Source organism: Nocardioides sp. BE266 (assembly GCF_031457855.1).
Lineage (GTDB): Bacteria > Actinomycetota > Actinomycetes > Propionibacteriales > Nocardioidaceae > Nocardioides.
Map to the genome: position 1 here is coordinate 38,259 of NZ_JAURTI010000004.1, position 21,428 is coordinate 59,686.

A 21,428-nucleotide genomic window follows, 5' to 3' on the forward strand; every position below is an offset into this window, starting at 1 on the left:
AGGGGGTGACGACGTACCAGCGCCCGCAGGCGCCGCCGGCCGGGCTGACCGTGGGCGGCTACACGCTGCGCGCCCGCCTCGGCGAGGGCGGCATGGGCGTGGTCCACCTCGGGCAGAAGCCGGGGGAGCGGCCCGTCGCGATCAAGGTGCTGCGTCCGCACATCGTCGGCGACGACGAGGCCCGCCGCCGGCTGGCGCGCGAGGTGAGCTCGCTGAGCCGCATCCGCAGCCGCCGCATCGCCGAGATCGTCGACTCCGACCCGTGGGGCGAGATCCCCTACGTCGCCACGCGCTACGTCCCCGGCCTCTCGCTGCACGACCACGTGCAGGAGGAGGGACCGCTCCGCGGCGACGACCTGCTGTGGTTCGCCGACTGCCTCGCCGAGGCGCTCGAGGCGGTGCACTCGGTCGGCGTGCTGCACCGCGACATCAAGCCCTCCAACGTGATCATGGAGGGGCGCACCCCCATCCTGATCGACTTCGGCCTGGCCCGCGTCGCCGACGACTCGCGCATCACGATGAACGGCTGGCTGCTCGGCACGCCGGGCTACCTCGCCCCCGAGATCCTCTACGGCGACGACGCGACCGTCGCCTCCGACGTGCACGCGTGGGCCGCCACGATGGCGTACGCCGGCACCGGACGCGCGCCGTTCGGCCGCGGGCCGTCGGTGGCGATCATGGACCGCGTCCGCCGGGGCGAGCACGACCTGACCGGCCTCGACCCCGAGGTGCTGGAGCTCGTCGAGGAGGCGCTCGCGCCACGGGCCGAGGACCGGCCCACGCTCGACGAGGTGCGCGACTGGATCGAGGACCTCGCCGGCGGCGAGCCGCGTGAGCCCCGCGTCCAGGCGCACCCGGTGACGCTGCCCTACGCCGCTGCGGCGCAGCAGGGCTATACCGCGCCGACGGAGGTCGAGACGCCTGCCGCGGAGCCGGTGCACTGGTCGTCCGACTGGAGCTCCCCGATGGAGGGCTTCTACGACGACCGCGACGCACCGGACGACCACACCGTGCCGCAGCGCCAGACGCGCGTCCTGCCCGACGGCTCGACAGAGTACGTCTCGGCCGAGTACGGCGGCCCCGCCCGCGAGCGCGTCCCGGCCGGGGAGCGGATCCGCCGGTCGCTGCTGCTGCTCGCCGGCGGCGGCGTCGTCACCGGCGCCATCGCCTTCGCGCCGTGGATCGCCCTCGCGGTCGTCGCGATCGTCATCTGGCTGCTCCGCACGGGCTCCATCGCGGCGAGCTCGTCGGCCGACCGCCGCAACCGCCGCGGCGCCAAGTGGTACGACGGCATCCAGGCGCTGCTCGCCGCGCCCTGGCACGTCGTGGCCGGGCTCGGCGGGACCGTGATCCTGCTCTTCTGGAGCCTCGGCATCGCCGTCGCGGTCGCCCTCGTCTGCTTCGCCGCGTCGCTCTCGATGACGACGTCGCTGACGGTCGTCGGTGTCTTCTTCGCCCTCGCCACCTGGTGGGGTCCGGGCTCGGAGCGGGTCCAGTCACCCATCCGCCGGGTGGTCCACCCGCTCGCCCGGCGCGGCGTGCCCTGGCTGCTCGCGACCCTGCTCGTCGCGGCCCTCGCCTCCGCCCTCGGCGCTGCCGTCTCCGCCCAGGGCACCGACTGGACGCCCGACGACTCCGCGCCCTTCTCCGACGTGAGCCTGCCCAGCTGGCTCTGAGGCCTCAGGCGGGCGTCAGCGTCGCCCGCATCGCCGCGATGTGAGCGGGCGTCGAGCCGCAGCAGCCGCCGACGAGGTCGATGCCGAGGTCGGCGAGACGCTGCGCGTGGGCAGCGAGGTCGTTGGGGGTGGCGTCGTACTCGAAGTGGTCGCCGACGACCTGGGGGAGGCCGGCGTTGGACTGCGCGACGAGGAGCACGTCGCCGGTGCGGGCGGCCACCATCTCGGCCGCGATGAGCTCCATCTCCTCGGGGCCGCGGCCGCAGTTGGCGCCCACGGCGTCGACGCCAGCGGCGGCCAGGTGCGCCACCGCCTCGCCCGGGCGGACGCCCATCATGGTCCGGACGTTGGTGTCGAAGCTCATCGTCACCACGATCGGCAGGTCGGGTGCGACCTCGCGGGCCGCGGCGACGGCCGCGTCGGCCTCGCCCAGGTCGCTGAGCGTCTCGACCAGCACCAGGTCGATGCCGCCCTCCACGAGTCCGGCGACCTGCGCGGCGAAGAGCGCCTGCGCCTCCTCGGGCGTCATCGTGCCCAGCGGCGCCAGCAGCTCGCCGGTCGGGCCGAGGTCGCCGGCGACGAGCAGGCCGCGCGGGTCGGCCACCGAGCGGGCGATCTGCGCGGCGTTGCGGTTGACCTCGGCGAGCCGGTCGCCGAGCCCGTGCATGTCGAGGCGCGGGCGGGTGCCACCGAAGGTGTTGGTCGTCAGGATGCGCGAGCCCGCGTCGGCGTACGCCGTGTGCGCGGCGCGGATCGCGTCGGGGTTCTCGAGGTTCCAGAGCTCGCCGGGGTTGCCGTCCTCGAGGCCGCTGTCCTGGAGCAGCGTGCCCATGCCGCCGTCGAGCAGGACCGGGCGGTGCGCGCCGAGCAGCGCGGCCAGCCGGTTCACTGGCCCAGCCCGTCGAGGTAGCCGGCGATCCGCTCGCTCGGCCACTCGGCCTCGAGCTCGGCGACGACCCGGTCGAGCACGTCGGCCGGCGAACCGTCGGCCTCGGTCCACGCCGTGCGCTCCCAGCCGGCGAGGTAGTCGTCGGCGCCCGTGTCGCCGAGGCGCATCGCGGCCTCGTCGATCGCCTCCTGGAACCGTGGCGCGAGCGTGGTCTTGACCGTCTCGTCGCCGGCGCGGGCCGCGACCATCGACGGCAGCTCGCGCCACCGCGTCACCTGGTAGTCCGTCATGCCGGGAGCCTAGGTCGACCGTGCGACATCGGCGAGGTCGTCCGCCGGGTGAACGGATCACGGCCGCACTCGGGCGGCGCACACCACGCACGTGCGCGCCGCCGGCAGCGCGTCGAGCCGAGCTTCGCCGACCGGGCGACCGCACACCTCGCACACGCCGTAGGTCCCGGCGTCGACGCGCTCGAGGGCGGCGTCGACCTCGGCCACGTGGTGGCGGACCTGCCGGACCAGCGCCCCGATCTGCGAGCGCTCGAAGGCGATCGTGTGGCCCTCGGGGTCGTGCTCGTCGTCGGCGTTGGTGTCGAGCGACGCGGCCACCACCGCGTCGTAGTCGCCGGTCAGGCTCGCCAGGCGGTCGAGCGCCTGCTGGCGCTCGACCGCGAGGCGTTCACGGGTGTCCACGACGTCATCCTGCGCCGGTCCACCGACAGCGCTCAGGCCGGGTCGGCGACCAGGTGCGGGTAGTACTCCCGCTTCTTGCCGTTGCGGTCGATGAGCGTCGCCAGCCGCAGGCCGGCGACCTCGACGGTCCGCGAGCTGATCCAGGCCAGCGCGATCGACGGCAGCGCGACCACCACCGCAGTGGCGAGGAAGGCCGGCCCGGTCTGCGGCTCGGGCACCAGGCCCCACGACGTCACCACGCGCAGCACGGGCTCGTGGATCAGGTAGATGCCGTAACCGAGGCCGCCCAGCCAGGCCATCGTCGGCTCGGAGAGCCATCCGGCCCACTCGCCCTCGTGCAGGACGATCGCGGAGAGCGCGACCCCGAGCGCGACGGCGTACAGCGTGGGCCACCAGTGCAGCATCGTGGTCTCGGGACGGGCCACGACCAGCGCGAGCAGGGTGCTCAGGCCGACCGCCGCCGCCAGCCGTCGCGGAACCGTCGGCAGCGCGACGCCGCGGGCGCTCAGCACGGCGAGCAGCATGCCCACCGCGAAGGTCGCGGCGCGCGAGGCGGGGGAGAACCAGACCGACCAGTCCTCGGCGGCGATGTGGAGCACGTTGATCGTGAGCGCGTTGTACGCCAGCCCGATCACGAGCAGCAGCGCCGCCGGCGCCAGCAGGATCGTCGTACGCGCCTCGGGCCACTTGCGCAGCGCCCACCGCACCACCGGGAACGACAGCGCGACCAGGAGGTAGAAGTGGAACTCCACGGCCAGGCTCCAGGCGGGGCCGGCGGTCCAGAAGATGTAGGTGTCGCTGTAGATGTGCGTGAACGTCAGGTGCAGCACCAGGTCCTGCCAGTGGCCGGGCATGGAGTGGTTGGTCAGGCCCCACACCACCAGCACGACCGTGAAGTAGAGCGGCAGCAACCGTGCCGTACGACGCAGCAGCATGGCGCGACCCGAGCGGGTCTCCTCACCGGACAGCACGGCGCGGGCGACGGGCACCCACAGCACGAGCCCGGAGAGCACGAAGAACATCTCGACGAACAGCTCGGTGCCGAGCATCAGGCGGTGCGCGAGGCCGTCCCACGGCCATGCGGCGTCGGGTCCGCTGCGCGAGGACTGGTAGGCGTGGAAGGTCACCACGCTGAGCGCGGCGATCGCGCGCAGCGTGTTGAGGGGGAAGACCCGCTTGCCACGCGTCGTGGTGGCGGTCGGGGCGGACATGTCCAGGGTGGTGCTCATGCGGCCACCTCCAGGCGGTCGGAGCGGTCAGGATCGGGGGACGAGGAACCGGTGCTCGAGGCCGTCCGCGGGGTGACGACCCACTGGTGCTCGCCGCGCAGCTGCTTGAGGTGCGCGACGCGGTTCACCAGGTTCTTCGCCTCGGTGTAGACGAGCAGGTTGAGCAGCGCGGCGGTCACGAACCACCGCTTGTGGCTGCGGACCGACGGGGCGGCCAGCCGGTACGCCGCCAGCGTCTGCAGCGGGCCGGAGACCGTCACGAACAGCGTGATCAGCACGAAGAGCGGCGTGCCCATGTCGAGCCCGCCGTCACGCCAGGCGAGGAAGCCGAGCAGCGGCCACGAGGCCAGCGAGATCCATGGGTAGACCTCGCGCCAGCCCATCAGGTAGGTCAGGCCGACGCGCTGGCGCAGGCCCATGTGCGGGTTGCGGAGCAGCGGCCAGAGGTGCCGCATCGACACCTGGAACCAGCCCTGCGCCCAGCGCATCCGCTGCTTCCACAGCGCGCCCACGGTCTCGGGGGCGAGCTCGTGGCTGACGAGGCCGGGGTCGTTGACGATGCTGCCGCCGGCGGCGAGGGTGCGCATCGAGGCCTCGATGTCCTCGGTGAGGTACGACCCGCGCAAGCGGATCCGCTCGAGAGCGGACGCGCGCCAGTAGCCGTTGGAGCCGCCGAAGATGCCGAAGCCGTGCAGCGACGCGCGGCCCGGGTGGGCGACGGCGTAGATCTGCTCGAACTCGACGGCGACGAGCCGCGCGAGGGCGGAGTCGGCGCCGTTGCGGATCACGCAGTGGCCCTGGACGACGTCGTGGCCGGCCGCGATCCAGCGCCAGGCGCGCTCGAACGAGCCGTCGGCGGGGTGGTGGTCGGCGTCGAAGATGCCGATGAACTCGCCCTGCGCGACGCGCAGCGCGGCGTTGACGTTCTGCGCCTTGGAGGTGCTGTCCTCGACCTTGAGGACCGTCAGCCGCTCGTGCTGCCGCTCGAGGGCGGCCAGCTCGGCCTCGACGGGGAGGTCGACGGGTGTGTTGTAGGCGAGCACGACCTGCACGCCGCCGTCGTACTCGTGGGCGACGAAGTGCTCGAGCGTCTCCACGATCGTGTCGCTCTCGTTGGGGAGGTAGGCCGCGATCACGGCCGTCGCCAGTGGCGCCTCGCCCTCGGGCGGCGGTGGCAGCGTGGGCGGGGTGAAGGCGTGGGAGACCTCGGCCCAGATGGTCAGCGCGGTGATCGACAGCGCCGAGACGAGCACCCAGTAGAGGGCGCCCGAGACGTCGATGCCGAGGTGGTAGAGCCCGACCATGGCGAGCCACGGCAGAGCGACGCTGCCGACGGTCGCCAGCAGGATCTGCCGGCTGATGGTGAAGCCGGAGATGCGCGGGTTGCGCGAGCGCACGTGCGCGCCGTCCTGCCGCGGCTGGAGGTCGCGCTGGCGCAGCGACTCGGCGGCGGCGTCGGTGGCCGCCTCGGCCGCGGCCTCGGGGTCCTGCTTGCGGGTGATCGGCGCCCAACCGACACCCAGGTCGACGACGCCGTCGGCCCGGTGCAGGCGGTCGAGCACCTCGAGCGCGAAGTACGCCATCTCCTGCAGGCGGACGGGCCGCGCGGCGCGGTCCTCGCGGCGCAGCTGGAGGAGCAGGCGGCCGTTGGGGGTGGCCGAGATCAGCTCACCGGGCTTGAGCCGCGAGGTCAGAAGCTCGGCCGCGCGCTCGATCGTCTCGCGCGGGGCGCGGGTGTGGTCGGTGGGGTCGTCGTTGTCGGTCGCCCACACCGGGTCGATCACCGCGACGATGCGGCGTCGGGTGGTCCGGTGGAAGCGGGAGACCGAGGCGACGATCTCGCGCCGGTCGACGACGGCACCGGTGGTGCTGGGCCGGTCGAACGGCGTGGCGGTGCGGGGGAGTGTGGTCACGGGAGTCCTTCTCATCGGCGGATGTCGGTGAGTGCGTCTGCGTGAGCCGCGAACGTTCTGGGAGCGGGATGGCCGCTTGAACGAGCCGTCGACCATTCCGAAGTCGGCGGCGTCGGTGCAAGTCCTCGGCGGCGTTTCGGCGGTGAGCCGAGTCACTGGGCCGGAAGCCGGAGGGAGGTGTCCGCATTGCGGGGCCGCGACCGGGATTCGAGACGTCGGTCTCACGGCAGCCGGATCGGTGGCACGATGCTCTCGTGAGCAGCACCACGATCATCATTGCCTAGCGCGACGGGACTCCCCGCCGCGCCGACCTCCTGCACCCCAGGAGGTTTTTTCATATCCGCACCACGACCGAGAGAACTCCGATGGACCTGCACGGCGCGTTCCACGTCTACGACACCACCCTGCGCGACGGCGCCCAGCAGGAGGGGCTCAACCTCTCCGTCGCCGACAAGCTGTCAATCGCGCGGCAGCTCGACGGGCTCGGCGTGGGCTACATCGAGGGTGGCTGGCCGGGCTCGAACCCCAAGGACACCGAGTTCTTCCGCCGCGCGCGGGAGGAGCTGGACCTGAAGCACGCCAGGCTGGCGGCGTTCGGCGCGACCCGCCGGGCCGGCGTACGAGCTGCGGACGACCCGCTGGTCGCCGCCCTGCGTGACTCGGGGGCGGGTGTCGTCACGCTCGTCGCGAAGTCGCACGACCGCCACGTCGAGCTCGCGCTGCGCACGACGCTGGAGGAGAACCTCGCGATGGTGCGCGACACCGTGACGCACCTGCGCGAGGAGGGGCAGACGGTCTTCCTCGACGCCGAGCACTTCTTCGACGGCTACAAGGCCAACCGGGCCTACGCCCTCGAGGTGCTGCGCACCGCCGCCGAGGCGGGCGCTGAGGTCGTCGCGCTGTGCGACACCAACGGCGGCATGCTGCCCGACTGGGTCTCCGACGTGGTGCTCGACGTGATCGACACGACCGGCGCGCGCGTGGGCATCCACGCCCACAACGACAGCGGCTGCGCGGTCGCCAACTCGCTGGCCGCCGTCGCGGCCGGTGCGACGCACGTGCAGGGCTGCATCAACGGCTACGGGGAGCGCACCGGCAACGCCGACCTCGTCACCGTCGTCGCCAATCTCGAGCTCAAGCTGGACCGCTCCGTCCTGCCCCAGGGCCTGCTCCGCGAGGCCACCCGCATCGCGCACGCCGTCGCCGAGGTCACCAACGTGCCGCCCGCCTCGCGCCAGCCCTACGTCGGCACCTCGGCGTTCGCGCACAAGGCCGGCCTGCACGCCAGCGCGATCAAGGTCGACCCCGACCTCTACCAGCACATGGACCCGCTCGGCGTCGGCAACGACATGCGCCTGCTGGTCTCCGACATGGCGGGCCGGGCGTCGATCGAGCTCAAGGGCAAGGAGCTCGGCTACGACCTCAGCAACGACCGCGAGCTCGTCACCCGCGTCACCGACCGGGTCAAGGCGATGGAGCAGCGCGGCTACACCTTCGAGGCCGCCGACGCGTCCTTCGAGCTGCTGCTCGCCGAGGAGGTCGAGGGCGCCCGGCCGTCGTACGTCGACGTGGAGTCGTGGCGCGTGATCACCGAGACCCGCCCGGGAGGCGAGGCCATCTCCGAGGCCACCGTGAAGCTGCGAGCCGAGGGCGTGCGCTACGTCGTGACCGGCGAGGGCAACGGCCCGGTCAACGCCCTCGACGCCGCGCTGCGCGAAGCGATCGGGCAGGCCTTCCCGGAGGTCGCGAAGTTCGAGCTGATCGACTACAAGGTGCGCATCCTCGACCAGGGCCACGGCACCGACGCGATCACCCGCGTGCTGATCGAGACCACCGACGGCGAGTCGTCGTGGGTCACCGTCGGCGTCGGCGCCAACGTCATCGAGGCCTCGTGGGGTGCGCTGCTCGACGGTCTCACCTTCGGATTGCGCCGCCACCACCGCTGAGGCTCGGCTAGGTTGCGCGGCGTGAGCCAGCCGACGTCGTACGCCGACCAGCGCGGCGCGGTGTCGCCCGTCGACCGGGTGGTCACCGTGCTGCTCCTCATCGGGCTCGCGCTGCTCGTGCCGATCGCCGGGTTCATGGGTCTGCTGACCGCGATGGCCTCCGACGGGTGCGGCGTCTCGACGTGCAACGACACCCTCATGACGCTCGGCGTGGGCACCTCGGCGATCTCGCCGGTCGTCGTCGGGGTCGGCGCGCTGGTCTGGGTCATCGTGCGCTGGGTGCGCGGACTCTCGACGTGGTGGGTGCCGCTCGTCGCCGTGCTGCTCGGCGCGGGACTCTGGGCGCTCGGCGCCGTGCTGACCTTCTCGGCCGTCGGCTGACAGGTCGCGTCAGGCGCCGACCACGCGTCGCACGAGGTCGTCCCAACCCGCCTCGATCCGCTCGAGGGAGATGTTGTCGCGCTGCTGCTGCTCGATGACCATGATGTCGAGCGGCGCCATGATCGCGATCGAGAGCAGCACCAGGTCGCCGGTGACGCCGAGCTCGTTCAGCAGGTGGCGCACGTGCATCACCGCGAACGACGCCGCCGCGCGGGAGCGGGCCGAGCTCTCGCCGGTCGCCGCCTTGATCAGCGCGCCGTGGGTGACGTTGGTGCGCATCCGGGAGTGGCCGAAGGCCAGCAGCCGGTCCATCGGGGGAGCGCCCGGGCCGAGCGGCGGGGGACCGGAGATCACCTGCGCCTGCCAGCCCGCCTCGGACTCGTTGAGCACCGCCGCCATCAGGCCCTCGCGGCTCTCGAACCGCCGGAACAGCGTGCCCTTGCCGACACCCGCCTCCGTGGCGACCGTGTCCATCGTCACGCAGTCGACCCCCCGCGTGCGCACCAGCTCCAGGGCCGCTGCGAGGATCGCCTCGCGGTTGCGCGCGGCGTCGGCCCGCTCGGGGGCGGGATCGTCCGCCAGAGGCAGGAGGTGGGTCACGCCACCAGCCTAGGTGCGAAAAAAGTTCGGAAGCCACGGAATAGAAGCGGACCGCGGTCCGTTTCGACCGTCATGACTACTGACAAGCAGACCCGTGTCGCCGTCCTGCTCGGTTCCTACCGCGCCGGCTCGCTCAACCGCCGCATCGCCGAGCACCTCCGCGACAACGCCCCCGCGGGTGTGACCGTCGACGTCGTCGAGGGCATCGACGCCATCCCGTTCTACAACGAGGAGATCGACGGCGAGACCGCTCCCGCCAGCGCCACCGCGCTGCGCGAGTCCGTCGCCGCCGCCGACCGCGTCCTCGCCGTGACCCCCGAGTACAACGGCACCATGCCTGCCGTGCTCAACAACGCCATCGACTGGCTCTCGCGCCCCTACGGCCAGGGCGCCATCGTCGGCAAGCCCTTCGCGGCCATCGGCGCCACCCCGACGCCGTACGGCGGCAAGTGGTCGCACGAGCACGCCCGCCACTCGGCCACCATCGCCGGTGCCGTCGTGGTCGAGGGCATCGTCGTCGACGAGTCCGCCGTCGAGGGTGACCCGCTGGAGAACGAGGCCGCCGTGCAGCGCTTCCTCGGTGCGCTCGACGCCCTCGTCGCGCACGAGGTCGAGATCGCGGCCTGATCTGACCGCGAGGCGGCCGCTACGGTCGGGGAGTGAGCCTCCACGACCTGACCGCGCTCGAGCAGGGCGACGCCGTACGCAACGGTGACGTGTCGCCGCTCGAGCTGGTCGAGCACTACGCCGGGCGTGCCGACTCGGTCGGCGCGTTCATCACCACCACCCACGAGCAGGCGCGCGAGCACGCGCGCCGGCTCACCGAGCAGGGACGCCCCACGGACGCAGGTCCACTGTGGGGCGTCCCTACTGGCATCAAGGACCTCCACCCGACCGCGAGGGTCCGCACCACCTTCGGCTCCGCGGCCTACGACGACTTCGTCCCGGACGAGTCCGACGAGCTCGTCCGGTCCGTCGAGGCCGCGGGCATGCCGAGCCTGGGCAAAACGAACACCCCGGAGTTCGGCTCGCCCTGCTACACCGAGCCCGACGTCGCGCCGCCCGCGGTGACGCCCTGGGACACCACCCGCACCGCCGGTGGCTCGTCCGGCGGAGCAGCCGCGGCGGTCGCCGCCGGCCTGCTGCCCGTCGCGCCCGGCTCCGACGGCGGCGGCTCGATCCGCATCCCGGCCTCCTGCTGCGGCCTCGTCGGGCTCAAGCCGACGCGTGGCCGGATCAGCGGCGCCCCGCGGTACGGCGACCCGGTCGGGCTCGCCACGGCCGGCACGCTCGCCCGTACTGTCCGCGACGCCGCCGCCCTCCTCGACGTGCTGGAGGGCAGGCGCGTCGGCGACCCGTTCTGGGCGCCGGCCCCGACCACGTCCTTTCTCGACGCCTGCGACCGTGAGCCCGGCCGGCTCCGCGTCGCGCGCTTCGTCGCCCCGGTCATCGCCGAGGTCGAGGTCGATCCGTCGTCGGTCACCGCGTGGGACGATGCCTCCCGACTCCTCGAGCGGCTCGGCCACGACGTCGAGGACGTACCGGTGCCGATCCCGCTCGAAGCCGTTGCCGACTTCGAGACCTGCTGGGCCGTGCTCACCGCGCTCTCCGAGGCGCCGACCGGCCGCGAGCACCAGTTGCGCCCGCTCACCCGATGGTTGTCCGAGCGCGGGCGTGCCGTCAGCGGCCCTGAGTTCGGCCTTGCGATCGCCCGGCTCCGCCAGCACGCGGCCGCCGCGCTCGCGGCCCTGGCGCCGTACGACGTCGTCCTCACGCCCACCCTCGCGTCGCCGCCGGTCGAGGCCGGAGCGCTGCGGGACGACGCCGATCCGGCCCGCGACTTCGCCGCCCAGAAGGCCTTCACGCCGTGGACCAGCGCCTGGAACGTCACCGGCATGCCCGCGATGTCGCTGCCGCTGCACTGGACCGACGGCGGCCTCCCGGTCGGCGTGATGCTCGCCGCCCGACCGGCCGAGGAGGAGCTGCTGGTCTCGCTCGCCGCCCAGGTCGAGGCCGCCGCGCCGTGGGTGGACAGGCACCCGCCCGGCTGGTGAAGTGGCGGCATGGGTGAGCTGACGCCGTACATCTGCGTCGCCGACGCGCGCGCCGCCATCGAGTGGTACGTCGACGTGCTCGGCGCCGAGGTCGTGCTCGAGCCGATCGTGATGGACGACGGGCGCATCGGCCACGTCGAGCTGGCGGTCGGCGGCGGTCGCTGGATGATGTCGGACGAGTTCGAGTCCGCGGGCGTCGCCGCTCCTGACACCTCCCGCGGCCCGTCCGTGTCGCTCCACCTCGAGGTCGACGACGTCGACGCGGCGTGCGAGCGGGTCACCGCCTCCGGCGTGACGCTCGACCGCGGGCCCGAGGACAGCCCGCCGGCGGGCCGGGTCGCGGTGTTCCGCGACCCGTTCGGCCACCGGTGGTTCCTCAACCAGCGCCTCTGACGGTCCCCCCAATGAACTTCCACCCGAGCGCGTGGAAGTTCATCGCTTCGGAGGCCGACCCACGCTCGACCCCGGATGAACTTCCACCCGAGCGCGTGGAAGTTCATCGCTTCGGAGGCCGACCCACGCTCGACCCCGGATGAACTTCCACCCGAGCGCGTGGAAATCCATTGCGGGGGACGCCGGGCCGGACCGCTCCTGAACGGCGTTCAGGTTAGGCTGCCCGCGTGGCCCACAACCGCAGCGACGTGCTCGCGCACGCCGTCACCCTGCTCGACACGCACGGCCTGTCGGCGCTGACGATGCGCCGCCTCGGCGCCGAGCTCGGCGTGCAGCCGAGCGCGATCTACCACCACTTCGAGAGCAAGCAGGCGCTGCTCGCGGCGGTCGCCGACGAGATCCTGGCCCGGGGCGCCCGGCCCCGCACCGCCGACGAGTGGCCCGACCAGCTGCGCGAGATCTGCTCCGAGCTCCGCCACGCGATGCTGGCCTGCACCGACGGCGCCGACGTGGTCGCCACCGTCTGGGCCTTCGGCCTCGGCGCCGCCGCGCCGGTCGCGGAGATCGAGAAGGTCCTCACCGACGCCGACGTCCCCGCCGAGCTCGTCGCCGTCGCCTCCCGCACCCTCGTCCACTACGTCTTCGGCCACGCCTTCGAGGAGCAGACCGCCCGCCAGGCCGTCAGCCTCGGCGCGGTCGAGCGGTCGCTGGAGTCGCTCCCGGACTTCGACCTCGGCCTCGACCTGGTGATCGACGGCCTGCGCGCCCGCCTCTCCTGAAGCCCGATATCTGAGGACGTGGTGGACGGATCACGGCCCAGATCCGTCCACCACGTCCTCAGATATCCGGGCGGGCGGAGCGGCCTCAGGCGGAGGTGTCGACGTCCGCTCCGTGCAGCTCCGCGAGCAGTACGGCGCCGGCGAGGTCGAGCTTCGTCCTCTTCAGCGTCGCGGCCGTCAGGTCGACGCCGTCGAGGCTCGCGCCGCGCAGGTCGGCGCGGTCGAGGACGGTCTCCCGCAGCACCGACCGGTCGAGCCGGGCGCGGGACAGCGTGGTCAGGCTCAGGTCGGACATCGACAGGTCGGACTCGCGCAGGTCGACGCCGGACAGGTCCAGCCGCGACAGGTTGGTGCCGCGGATCGTCACGCCGAGCCACGAGCCGCCGACGACGGTCAGCGGCCGCAGCACGCACTCGGCGAAGACCGAGCCCACCAGCTTGCAGCCGTCGAGGGTCGCGTCGAAGAACGAGACCCGCCGGAAGTCGCAGCCCACGAACGCCGTCGCGGTGTGCGTCGAGGCGTTGAACCGACCGCCGTGGAAGGTGCACGACTCGAAGGTCGCACCCGACGTGGTGGCCTCGGAGAGGTCGACGTCGGTGAAGGTGCAGTCGGTGAAGCGGGCGGCGCCCAGGTCCTCGGCGTACCAGTCCTCGCCGCGGAAGTGATGGTCGGTCGCTTCCTGAGGGACGGTCACGCCGCCCACCGTATCGGGGGCCCGACGGATAGGGTCGTGCCCGTGATTGCGTCCCACCGACACCGCTTCATCTTCCTCAAGACCCGCAAGACCGCGGGCACGAGCGTGGAGATCGCGTTGTCCAAGGTGTGCGGACCCGACGACATCATCACCGAGATCAGCCCGGAGGACGAGGCGCTGCGCCGGGCCGCCGGCGGCCGCGCGCCGCAGAACTTCGAGTCGCCGCCGCTGTCGCGCAAGGCGTACAACCACATGGGGGCGAAGCTGACCCGCGACCTGGTCGGTGCCGACGTCTTCGACGACTACTTCACCTTCGCGATCGAGCGGAACCCGTGGGACGCGGTCGTCTCGCTCTACTTCTGGAAGTACAAGGACCGGCCCGAGCTGCCCGACTTCGAGACCTACGTCCAGGAGATCTGGATCGAGCAGCTCGCCAACAACCGCCGGCTCTACCGGATCCGCGGGAAGATGGCGCTCGACCGGGTGCTGCGCTACGAGCACCTCGACACCGAGCTGCGCGAGGTCTGGTCGCAGCTCGGCCTCCCGGGCGAGCCCGACCTGCCGCGCGCCAAGGGCAACGCCCGTCCCGCCGGCCACTACCGCGAGCTCTACACCGACGTCTCCCGCGAGCGGGTGGCCACCGTCTTCGCCGACACCATCGAGGCGTTCGGCTACGAGTTCTGATGTTCGCCCCCGGCGAGGTGATCTCGCGGCGCGAGATGCTGCACGGCGAGCTCTGGCTCTCGTCCCCGGTGACCGTCGTGGCCGACGACGGAGACGTGCTGGCGACCCGGTGCGACCCGGGCGCGCCGTTCCACTTCCCGGAGCACCCGTTCGGGCCGCACCCGTGGGGCGCGCACACGGAGTGGGGCGGCTCGATCGTGATGCACCTGAGCCGCGCCGACACGGCCTACGGAGTCTGGAAGTTCTTCGAGACCGACGGCACCTTCCGCTACTGGTACGTCAACTTCGAACCCCCGATCGTGCGCGTCGACGGCGGCTTCGAGACCGACGACTTCGGCCTCGACCTGATCATCTGGCCCGACGGCCGGCGCGAGTGGAAGGACGTCGAGGACCTCCACCACCAGGTCGTCGAGGGCCGGATCTCGCCCACCACCGTCGGCGAGGTGCTCGCCACCGCCGCCTCGGTCGTCGACCTCCTCGACCGCGACGAGCGCTGGTGGAGCGACTGGGACGACTGGACGCCCTGACGTCAGGCGCAGCGACTCACCCCGGCTCCCGTACGACGCCCAGCAGGCGCTCGCACTCGGCCACCAGTCGGGCCCGCAGGGGAGCGCCGCGCTCCGCGAACGACCTCTGCGCCTCGACGTAGGCCGCCTTGCCCTCCGCCGTCTCGATCATGACCGGGTCGAAGCCGAGGTCGGCGAGGTCGTAGGGCGCGGCCCGCATGTCGAGCACGCGGATCTCGCGCGCGAGCTCGAAGCAGTCGGCCACCAGGTCGCTGGGGACCATCGGCGAGAGCCGGAAGGCGTGCTTGTAGAGGTCCATCCCGGCGTGCAGGCAGCCCGGTTGCTCGAAGGACGGCCGGTCGTCGCGGCCCGGCTGGAGCGTGTTGAGCGGGCGGGCGCTGGGGGTGAAGAACCGGAAGGCGTCGAAGTGCGAGCAGCCGATCCGGTGCGACTCGACGACGGCGTCGGTGCCCTCCTGGCCGAGCCGCAGCGGCCAGTCGTGGCGCTTCCCGAAGTCGGCGGAGCGGTGCACCATCGCCCACTCGTGCAGGCCGAAGCACCCGAACTGGGGCGCCCGGTCGGCGGTCGCGGACAGCAGGGCGTGGAGCTGCTCGAGCAGCGGCCGCTGCGAGGCGACGTAGTCCTCCGAGACCGAGCAGACCGCTGGTTGAGCAGGTCGCGCAGCGACCGTGTCGAAACCAAGGCCCACATAGCCCTTGAGCCCGGCGTGCTCGGGCGCGTCCTCGAGCGCGATCCCGAAGCCGGGGTGCCAGCGGCGCAGCTGTGCGGGGCGCTGGGAGTAGTAGGTGAACAGGAAGTCGTGCACCGGGTGCTTGACCTGCCCGGCCCGGCGGGCGAGGTGCGGCTCGACCAGCGCGTCGACGCGCGCGGCGTGCGCGTCGGCCAGCGGACGCCACTCGGCCGGGGACAGGACCTTCACCGAAACGAGGCTAGTCGGAGAACGCGCCCGGGCGGACACTGACGGGATGGACATCGACCGCAGCTCGGGGCTCGACCGCGCCCATGCCCTGGCCCAGGAGTGGCTCGACTCGCTCGCCGACAGGAAGGTGCCGCCGCAGCTGACGGTGGCCGAGATGGCGGCGCGGCTCGACCCGGTGCTCCCCGACGGGCCCACCGACCCGGCGAAGGTCGTCGACGAGCTGGCAGCGGCCTGTGAGCCGGGCCTCAACGCGATGCCGGGCGGCCGGTTCTTCGGCTTCGTCATCGGTGGCACGCACCCCGCCGCGCTGGCGGCCGACTGGCTGGTGAGCGCCTGGGACCAGAACACCGGCCTCCGGGTCATCACACCCGCTCACTCGGCGGTCGAGGACCTCGCCGAGCGGTGGCTGCTCGACCTGCTCGGCCTGCCGGGCGGCAGCGCGGTCGGCTTCGTGACCGGCGGGACGATGGCCAACTTCACCTGCCTGGCCGCCGGCCGTGACGAGGTGCTGCGCCGCCACGGCTGGGACGTCGCGACGCAAGGCCTGGTCGGCTCGCCGGGCGTGCGCGTCCTGGTGGGCGCCGAGCGCCACGACACCATCGACCTGGCGCTGCGCTACCTCGGCCTCGGAGCGCCGGAGGTCGTGGCCGCCGACGACCAGGGGCGCATCGAGCCGGCCGCCCTCGCGGCGGCGCTTGAGGCGGGGGACGGGAGCCCGACGATCGTGTGCCTGCAGGCGGGCAACGTGCACTCCGGCGCGTTCGACCCGTTCGTCGAGACGATCGCGGCCGCCCACGAGGCCGGTGCGTGGGTGCACGTCGACGGCGCCTTCGGGCTCTTCGCCGCGGCCTCACCGAACCGGCGCCACCTCGTCGAGGGCTTCGAGGCCGCCGACTCGTGGGCGACCGACGCGCACAAGACCCTCAACGTGCCCTACGACTGCGGCCTCGCGATCGTTCGCGACCGGGCCGCGCTGCGCGCAGCGATGGGCATGCACGGCGACTACCTCATCTTCGACGCCGCCGGCGAGCCGATGGACAAGGTGCCCGAGATCAGCCGGCGGGGTCGCGCGTTCCCGGTCTGGGCGGTGCTGCGCTCGCTCGGGCGCGACGGGGTCGCCGCGCTGGTCGACGGCTACTGCGAGCACGCCCGTGCCTTCGCCGACGGCATCGCCGCCATCGAGGGCGCCGAGGTGCTCAACGACGTCGACTTCACCCAGGTGTGCGCCACCTTCGGCGAAGACGACGCCACCCGCGGGGTCGTCGACGCGATGCTCGCGGACGGTACGGCGTGGACGACCGGCTCGCGGTGGCGTGGCCGGGCCGTGCTGCGGGTGAGCGTCAGCAACTGGTCGACGACGGCCGCCGACGTGGAGGCGAGTCTCGATGCGCTGCGGCGTGCAGCCGCTCGATAGGGTCGGTGCATGCGCATCTGCAGGTTCAGCACGGGTGACGAGCCGCGCTTCGGCGTGGTCACGGGCGACGTCGACCAGTTCGGCCAGCCCGCCGAGGACTCGGTCGTGGTGGCGCTCACCGGCGACCCGCTCTACGTCGGGATCAAGCTCCTCGAGGAGGAGCACAAGCTCAGCGACGTGAAGCTCCTCGCGCCGATCATCCCGCGCAGCAAGGTCGTCGGCATCGGTCGCAACTACGCCGCGCACGCGGCGGAGATGGGCAACGACGTGCCCGAGGAGCCGCTGATGTTCCTCAAGCCCAACACGACCGTCGTCGGCCCGGGCGACCCGATCTTCTACCCGCCGCAGACCAGCAACCTCCACTACGAGGGCGAGCTCGCGGTCGTGATCGGACGCATCTGCCGCGACGTACCTGCCGAGCAGGCGACCGACGTGATCTTCGGCTACACCATCGGCAACGACGTGACCGCGCGCGACCTCCAGCGCTCCGACGTCCAGTTCACCCGTGCGAAGGGCTTCGACTCCTTCTGCCCGCTGGGCCCGTGGATCGAGACCGACCTCGACCCGCAGGCCTTCAACGACGGCCGCCAGGTGCAGACCTACCTCAACGGCGACCTCGTCCAGGACGGCTCGACGGCCGACATGATCTTCGACGTGCCGACCCTGGTTGCCCACGTGTCCTCCGTGATGACGCTGCTGCCCGGCGACGTCATCCTCACCGGCACCCCCGAGGGTGTCGGCCCCATGCAGGTCGGTGACGAGGTCGAGATCTCGATCGCCGGCATCGGCGCCCTGACCAACCCCGTCGCCACCCGCAGCTGACAAGAGAGCCTGAGCACTTCGATGAGCACCCCAGTCCGCGTCCGCTTCTGCCCCTCGCCGACCGGCTCGCCGCACGTCGGCCTGGTCCGCACGGCCCTGTTCAACTGGGCCTTCGCGCGCCACCACGGCGGCCAGATCGTCTTCCGCATGGAGGACACCGACAAGGAGCGCAGCACCCAGGAGTCCTACGACGCGATCCTGGAGCTGTGGCGCTGGCTCGGCCTCGACTGGGACGAGGGCATCGAGGTCGGCGGCCCGCACGGCCCCTACAAGCAGAGCGAGCGCGGCGACATCTACCGCGACGTGCTCGCCCGCCTGCACGAGTCGTCGTACACCTATGACTGCTTCTGCACGAGCGAGGAGGTCGACGCGCGTCGCAAGGCGTCGGGCTCCAAGGCGCAGGGGTACGACGGCTTCTGCCGCGAGCTCTCCGACGAGCAGCGCGCCGCCTTCGAGGCCGAGGGCCGGGCGCCGGTCGTGCGCTTCCGGATGCCCGACGGGTCGATCACGTGGGACGACCTGGTCCGCGGCGACATCACCTTCGACACCGAGAACGTCCCCGACTACGCGCTCTCGCGCGCCAACGGCGACCCGCTCTACACGCTGGTCAACCCGATCGACGACGCGCTGATGGAGGTCACCCACGTCCTGCGCGGCGAGGACCTGCTCTCCAGCACCCCGCGCCAGCTCGCGCTGTTCGACGCGCTGGTCGACCTCGGCATCGCCAAGGAGGTGCCGGCCTACGGCCACCTGCCCTACGTGATGGGCCAGGGCAACAAGAAGCTCTCCAAGCGCGACCCCGAGGCGCACGCGCTGGCCTACCGCGAGCAGGGCTTCCTGCCCGAGGGCCTGCTCAACTACCTCGCGCTCCTCGGCTGGTCGATCGCCGCCGACCGCGACGTGTTCTCCGTCGCGGAGATGGTCGAGAAGTTCGACATCAAGGACGTCAACCCCAACCCGGCGCGCTTCGACCTCAAGAAGGCCGAGGCGATCAACACCTCGCAGATGCGGCTGCTCAGCCTCGACGAGATCACCCACCGGGCGCTGCCGTTCCTCAAGGAGGCCGGCGTGGTCAGCGACCCGGTCAGCGACGCCGACGCGCAGCTGCTCGAGCTCGCCATGCCGCTGGTCGGCGAGCGGATCAACAAGCTCACCGAGGCCGCCGGGATGCTCGGCTTCCTCTTCGTCGACGAGGCCGACTTCGTCCGCGAGGAGGAGCTCGACGGCACCGCCAAGGACGTCGTGAAGGCGGCGTACGACGCCCTCGCCGGCCTCGACGCCTGGAGCACCGCCAACATCGACGAGGCGCTGCGCGCGAAGCTGATCGACGGGCTCGGCCTCAAGCCGCGCGTCGCCTTCGGCCCGGTGCGCATCGCGGTGAGCGGCAAGAAGGTCAGCCCGCCGCTCTTCGAGTCGATGGAGCTCCTCGGCCGCGAGCGCTCGCTCGCGCGCCTCCACGACGCGATGTCCGACTGAGGCCCGAGGCGACCATGGGGGCACCTCTCGCGCCGGACTTCCGGCCGCAGTACCACGAGCTCCACCGTGTCGGGCGTCCCGGCATCTGGCGCTCGCTCGTCGGCTCGCTGCTGCTCCTGGTGCTGGTCTTCGTGCTGGTCCCGTTGGTCGCGGGTCTCGTGGCGTTCGCCCTGCTCATCGCCGCAGGCCGTACGACGACGGAGGCGGCCGCGACGCTCGACGTGACCGCCGAGGCCACACCGACCGGGCTCGCGCTGCTCAACATCGTCATCGCCTCCGCGATCCCCATGACCTTCGCGATCACCTGGTGGTTCCACCGGCTCAAGCCGCGCTGGGTCTCCTCGGTCGCGCCGCGGATCCGCTGGCGCTACCTCTTCGCTTGCCTCGGTGTCTCCGTGGTCGCGCTGCTCGCCTCGCTCGGCGTCGGCATGCTGCTGCCGCTCGCGCCGGGGGAGGCGCCGGTCGGCGAGGTGAACGAGTTCACCTCCCGCACGCGCGACTTCCTGCTGGTGATCCTGCTGCTGACGCCGCTCCAGGCGGCAGGTGAGGAGTACCTCTTCCGCGGCTACCTCACCCAGGCCTTCGGGTCGATGGTGTGGTCGCGCCGGGCCTCGCAGGCGCTCGCGGTGCTCGGGCCGGCGCTGATCTTCGCGCTCTTCCACGGCCTCTCGCAGGACGTCCCGGTCTTCTTCGACCGCTTCGCCTTCGGCGTCGTCGCGGGCATCCTGGTGATCCGCACCGGAGGCCTCGAGGCCGGCATCGCGATGCACGTGCTCAACAACTTCCTGGCCTTCGGGCTGGCCCTGGCGTTCGGCGACCTGACGTCCGCGCTCAACGCCACCGGCGGCAGCAGCTGGTGGATGATCCTCACCACGCTGACCCAGTCGCTGGTCTACCTCGGCCTCGCGTCGTGGGTCGCGCGGTCGATGGGCCTGGTCAACACGGGACCGCCGGTCGGGGGAGCGCTGCCGCCCGCGGCGGGCAGCCCCGAATTGGTCGGCCAGCCCCCGCGCGTGTAACGTTCGGGGTCGGTTCTGGAAGGTTTCCGGACAGGACCGCGTGGGAGTCGGGGACGTCCTCGGGATCGATCCGATACCCCCATGGGGTATGGTGTAATTGGCAACACGGCTGATTCTGGTTCAGTTGTTCTAGGTTCGAGTCCTAGTACCCCAGCGGATCCGAGGCCTCCGGGCCGAGGATTTGGAGCGAGAACTCCAGCACCGCTAGAGTTCCTCTCCGTTGCTCGCACGAGCAGCACCTGCAAGCCCCCGTTGTGTAGCGGCCTAGCACGCCGCCCTCTCAAGGCGGTAGCGCCGGTTCGAATCCGGTCGGGGGTACAGCACAGAGATTCGGCCCTGACCAGCGGAGACGCTGGAAGGGGCCGTTTCTGCGTTTCCCCCGAGATAGGTCGTCGTCCGACATGGGAGACTCCTGGCATGGAGACCGCGCCGACCTGGCTGCGCTGGGCGCGCGCCGGGACAGTCGCCACGGTCGCCACTCTCCTGGGCGTGGTCGCACACGCCCATGCAGATGGTCATGCGCCGTCGCTGCCGACGATGGCGTTCCTCGTCCTGGTCCTCACTGCGGCAGCCGCGGTGGTCCTCGCTCGACCGGCTTCCACGGCGCGCGTCGTCTCGTTGACCGTCGGCGGCCAGTTCGTCGCGCACTACGTCCTCGCAGTCGCCTCCCCCCACGCCACCGGTGGCGCAGCCGCCTCCGCGGGTACCTCCATGCAGGGGATGCCCGGCATGTCCGGGGTGCACCCCGGACACGCGGCCGAGGGTGCCGCTCGAGCCAGCGACGGGGCGCTCACCGGTCTGCTGGCCGGCTTCCACGGCCTCGATGCCCGGATGCTGGCTGCTCACCTCGCGGCTGCTGTTGTCGTCGGGTTGTGGCTCGCCGCCGGAGAACGGGCCGTGTGGAGCGTGGTCACGCACATCTGGCGGACCCTGCGTCTTCCCGCACTGCGGCTGCCGTCCACGCCCGCAGCCGTTCGCGCGCCGGCCCCTCGGCTGGCGGCCGTCACGCTGGCTCGGCTGGCGTCCGGGAGCGTCGTACGACGCGGCCCACCTCTCCTGCTCGGAACCTGACGACCCACCCGTCGCTCATCCGCGCCCGAACGTCACCCGGCTGATCCGGTGCCCAGCACCGCGTCGTCGGGCACGGGCGCGTTCCGTCCTGCCCGGCCCCGCCACGCGGTCACGGGCGCACCGAGGAGACCCATGACCCAGCTAGATGCTCGACCCCCGACCGACCCAGACCACCCGCCAACCAGCCGCACCAGCCGACGCACCAAGCAAGCGACCGGGACTCGCCCCGGTTCCGGAGGCTGGTTCCGCG

Annotated in this window: 22 protein-coding genes and 2 tRNA genes; 16 read left to right on the top strand and 8 right to left on the bottom strand. The window is 72.2% G+C overall.

The window, feature by feature from the left end; genetic code table 11:
* Window positions 1-5: 5 nt before the first annotated feature.
* Window positions 6-1,676, top strand: a complete 1,671-nt coding sequence (locus tag J2X46_RS12365) for a serine/threonine-protein kinase (RefSeq protein ID WP_310250834.1) — start codon at window positions 6-8, stop codon at window positions 1,674-1,676.
* A 4-nt stretch (window positions 1,677-1,680) separates the two neighbouring features.
* On the opposite strand, the gene J2X46_RS12370 is transcribed toward J2X46_RS12365, so the two are convergent.
* From J2X46_RS12370 to J2X46_RS12390, 5 genes are read right to left on the bottom strand one after another with little or no spacing between them, the layout of a single operon-like run.
* On the bottom strand, window positions 1,681-2,565 hold the full coding sequence (locus J2X46_RS12370; RefSeq protein WP_310250836.1) for a homocysteine S-methyltransferase family protein: 885 nt from the start codon (window positions 2,563-2,565) through the stop codon (window positions 1,681-1,683).
* Complete coding sequence (locus J2X46_RS12375; protein WP_310250839.1) at window positions 2,562-2,855, bottom strand: virulence factor; 294 nt, start codon at window positions 2,853-2,855, stop codon at window positions 2,562-2,564. The genes J2X46_RS12370 and J2X46_RS12375 overlap by 4 nt, the downstream gene beginning before the upstream one ends.
* A gap of 57 nt (window positions 2,856-2,912) precedes the next feature.
* Window positions 2,913-3,257, bottom strand: coding sequence for a TraR/DksA C4-type zinc finger protein (locus J2X46_RS12380; RefSeq protein ID WP_310250841.1), 345 nt, complete (start codon window positions 3,255-3,257; stop codon window positions 2,913-2,915).
* A gap of 32 nt (window positions 3,258-3,289) precedes the next feature.
* Entirely contained in the window at window positions 3,290-4,486 is a 1,197-nt protein-coding gene (locus J2X46_RS12385; protein WP_310250843.1) for an acyltransferase, read from the bottom strand.
* The gene (locus J2X46_RS12390; protein WP_310250846.1) at window positions 4,483-6,399 is read right to left on the bottom strand and encodes a glycosyltransferase; all 1,917 of its coding nucleotides are present in this window, start codon (window positions 6,397-6,399) and stop codon (window positions 4,483-4,485) included. The genes J2X46_RS12385 and J2X46_RS12390 overlap by 4 nt, the downstream gene beginning before the upstream one ends.
* A 365-nt stretch (window positions 6,400-6,764) precedes the next feature.
* Between J2X46_RS12390 and cimA the strand changes: the two genes are divergently transcribed.
* Window positions 6,765-8,345 (top strand): citramalate synthase, encoded by a 1,581-nt coding sequence (gene cimA, locus J2X46_RS12395; protein WP_310250849.1) that lies wholly within the window; start codon window positions 6,765-6,767, stop codon window positions 8,343-8,345.
* A gap of 21 nt (window positions 8,346-8,366) precedes the next feature.
* Entirely contained in the window at window positions 8,367-8,726 is a 360-nt protein-coding gene (locus J2X46_RS12400) for a hypothetical protein (RefSeq protein ID WP_310250853.1), read from the top strand.
* A gap of 9 nt (window positions 8,727-8,735) precedes the next feature.
* Here the strand turns inward: J2X46_RS12400 and J2X46_RS12405 are convergent, their stop codons facing one another.
* Window positions 8,736-9,326, bottom strand: coding sequence for a helix-turn-helix domain-containing protein (locus J2X46_RS12405; protein ID WP_310250856.1), 591 nt, complete (start codon window positions 9,324-9,326; stop codon window positions 8,736-8,738).
* 72 nt (window positions 9,327-9,398) lie between these two features.
* On the opposite strand from J2X46_RS12405, the gene J2X46_RS12410 reads away from it, so the two are divergent.
* The 4 genes from J2X46_RS12410 to J2X46_RS12425 all read left to right on the top strand — a co-directional run bounded on the left by J2X46_RS12410 (window position 9,399) and on the right by J2X46_RS12425 (window position 12,552).
* Window positions 9,399-9,953, top strand: a complete 555-nt coding sequence (locus J2X46_RS12410) for an NAD(P)H-dependent oxidoreductase (RefSeq protein ID WP_310250859.1) — start codon at window positions 9,399-9,401, stop codon at window positions 9,951-9,953.
* Window positions 9,954-9,985: 32 nt separating this feature from the next.
* A complete protein-coding gene (locus J2X46_RS12415; RefSeq protein ID WP_310250862.1) occupies window positions 9,986-11,380 on the top strand; it encodes an amidase in 1,395 nt (464 codons plus the stop codon).
* Window positions 11,381-11,389: 9 nt separating this feature from the next.
* Entirely contained in the window at window positions 11,390-11,773 is a 384-nt protein-coding gene (locus J2X46_RS12420) for a VOC family protein (RefSeq protein WP_310250864.1), read from the top strand.
* A 227-nt stretch (window positions 11,774-12,000) separates the two neighbouring features.
* Complete coding sequence (locus J2X46_RS12425; protein ID WP_310250867.1) at window positions 12,001-12,552, top strand: TetR family transcriptional regulator; 552 nt, start codon at window positions 12,001-12,003, stop codon at window positions 12,550-12,552.
* An 85-nt stretch (window positions 12,553-12,637) separates the two neighbouring features.
* Here the strand turns inward: J2X46_RS12425 and J2X46_RS12430 are convergent, their stop codons facing one another.
* Entirely contained in the window at window positions 12,638-13,246 is a 609-nt protein-coding gene (locus tag J2X46_RS12430) for a pentapeptide repeat-containing protein (protein WP_310250869.1), read from the bottom strand.
* Window positions 13,247-13,288: 42 nt separating this feature from the next.
* On the opposite strand from J2X46_RS12430, the gene J2X46_RS12435 reads away from it, so the two are divergent.
* Together J2X46_RS12435 and J2X46_RS12440 are read left to right on the top strand one after the other, a co-directional pair.
* A complete protein-coding gene (locus tag J2X46_RS12435) occupies window positions 13,289-13,930 on the top strand; it encodes a sulfotransferase family 2 domain-containing protein (protein WP_310250872.1) in 642 nt (213 codons plus the stop codon).
* Window positions 13,930-14,457 carry a DUF402 domain-containing protein gene (locus J2X46_RS12440; protein ID WP_310250875.1) on the top strand — a complete coding sequence of 176 codons (528 nt, stop codon included), beginning with the start codon at window positions 13,930-13,932 and terminating at the stop codon, window positions 14,455-14,457. Before J2X46_RS12435 ends, J2X46_RS12440 begins: the two co-directional genes overlap by 1 nt.
* Window positions 14,458-14,473: 16 nt before the next feature.
* On the opposite strand, the gene J2X46_RS12445 is transcribed toward J2X46_RS12440, so the two are convergent.
* Entirely contained in the window at window positions 14,474-15,376 is a 903-nt protein-coding gene (locus J2X46_RS12445; RefSeq protein WP_310250877.1) for a 3-methyladenine DNA glycosylase, read from the bottom strand.
* A 46-nt stretch (window positions 15,377-15,422) separates the two neighbouring features.
* Between J2X46_RS12445 and J2X46_RS12450 the strand changes: the two genes are divergently transcribed.
* The 7 genes from J2X46_RS12450 to J2X46_RS12480 all read left to right on the top strand — a co-directional run bounded on the left by J2X46_RS12450 (window position 15,423) and on the right by J2X46_RS12480 (window position 21,178).
* Window positions 15,423-16,790, top strand: a complete 1,368-nt coding sequence (locus J2X46_RS12450) for an aminotransferase class V-fold PLP-dependent enzyme (RefSeq protein WP_310250879.1) — start codon at window positions 15,423-15,425, stop codon at window positions 16,788-16,790.
* A 9-nt stretch (window positions 16,791-16,799) separates the two neighbouring features.
* Window positions 16,800-17,612 carry a fumarylacetoacetate hydrolase family protein gene (locus J2X46_RS12455; RefSeq protein WP_310250881.1) on the top strand — a complete coding sequence of 271 codons (813 nt, stop codon included), beginning with the start codon at window positions 16,800-16,802 and terminating at the stop codon, window positions 17,610-17,612.
* A 21-nt stretch (window positions 17,613-17,633) separates the two neighbouring features.
* Window positions 17,634-19,088: a glutamate--tRNA ligase gene (gene gltX / locus J2X46_RS12460; RefSeq protein WP_310250884.1), complete on the top strand. Its 1,455-nt coding sequence runs from the start codon at window positions 17,634-17,636 to the stop codon at window positions 19,086-19,088.
* 14 nt (window positions 19,089-19,102) lie between these two features.
* A complete protein-coding gene (locus J2X46_RS12465; protein WP_310250886.1) occupies window positions 19,103-20,107 on the top strand; it encodes a type II CAAX endopeptidase family protein in 1,005 nt (334 codons plus the stop codon).
* Window positions 20,108-20,189: 82 nt separating this feature from the next.
* A tRNA-Gln gene (locus J2X46_RS12470) sits at window positions 20,190-20,261 on the top strand.
* Between the two features lie 91 nt (window positions 20,262-20,352).
* Window positions 20,353-20,425: transfer RNA gene (locus J2X46_RS12475), tRNA-Glu, on the top strand.
* A gap of 99 nt (window positions 20,426-20,524) precedes the next feature.
* A complete protein-coding gene (locus J2X46_RS12480; protein ID WP_310250889.1) occupies window positions 20,525-21,178 on the top strand; it encodes a hypothetical protein in 654 nt (217 codons plus the stop codon).
* Window positions 21,179-21,428: the final 250 nt, after the last annotated feature.

What these genes read in the sequence shown, in the direction of transcription:
- J2X46_RS12375 (WP_310250839.1), bottom strand. Translation starts at nt 2,855, where the DNA reads ATGACGGACTACCAGGTGACGCGGTGGCGCGAGCTGCCGTCGATGGTC.
- J2X46_RS12385 (WP_310250843.1), bottom strand. Translation starts at nt 4,486, where the DNA reads ATGAGCACCACCCTGGACATGTCCGCCCCGACCGCCACCACGACGCGT.
- cimA (WP_310250849.1), top strand. Translation starts at nt 6,765, where the DNA reads ATGGACCTGCACGGCGCGTTCCACGTCTACGACACCACCCTGCGCGAC.
- J2X46_RS12410 (WP_310250859.1), top strand. Translation starts at nt 9,399, where the DNA reads ATGACTACTGACAAGCAGACCCGTGTCGCCGTCCTGCTCGGTTCCTAC.
- J2X46_RS12420 (WP_310250864.1), top strand. Translation starts at nt 11,390, where the DNA reads ATGGGTGAGCTGACGCCGTACATCTGCGTCGCCGACGCGCGCGCCGCC.
- J2X46_RS12440 (WP_310250875.1), top strand. Translation starts at nt 13,930, where the DNA reads ATGTTCGCCCCCGGCGAGGTGATCTCGCGGCGCGAGATGCTGCACGGC.
- J2X46_RS12450 (WP_310250879.1), top strand. Translation starts at nt 15,423, where the DNA reads ATGGACATCGACCGCAGCTCGGGGCTCGACCGCGCCCATGCCCTGGCC.
- J2X46_RS12455 (WP_310250881.1), top strand. Translation starts at nt 16,800, where the DNA reads ATGCGCATCTGCAGGTTCAGCACGGGTGACGAGCCGCGCTTCGGCGTG.
- gltX (WP_310250884.1), top strand. Translation starts at nt 17,634, where the DNA reads ATGAGCACCCCAGTCCGCGTCCGCTTCTGCCCCTCGCCGACCGGCTCG.
- J2X46_RS12465 (WP_310250886.1), top strand. Translation starts at nt 19,103, where the DNA reads ATGGGGGCACCTCTCGCGCCGGACTTCCGGCCGCAGTACCACGAGCTC.
- J2X46_RS12480 (WP_310250889.1), top strand. Translation starts at nt 20,525, where the DNA reads ATGGAGACCGCGCCGACCTGGCTGCGCTGGGCGCGCGCCGGGACAGTC.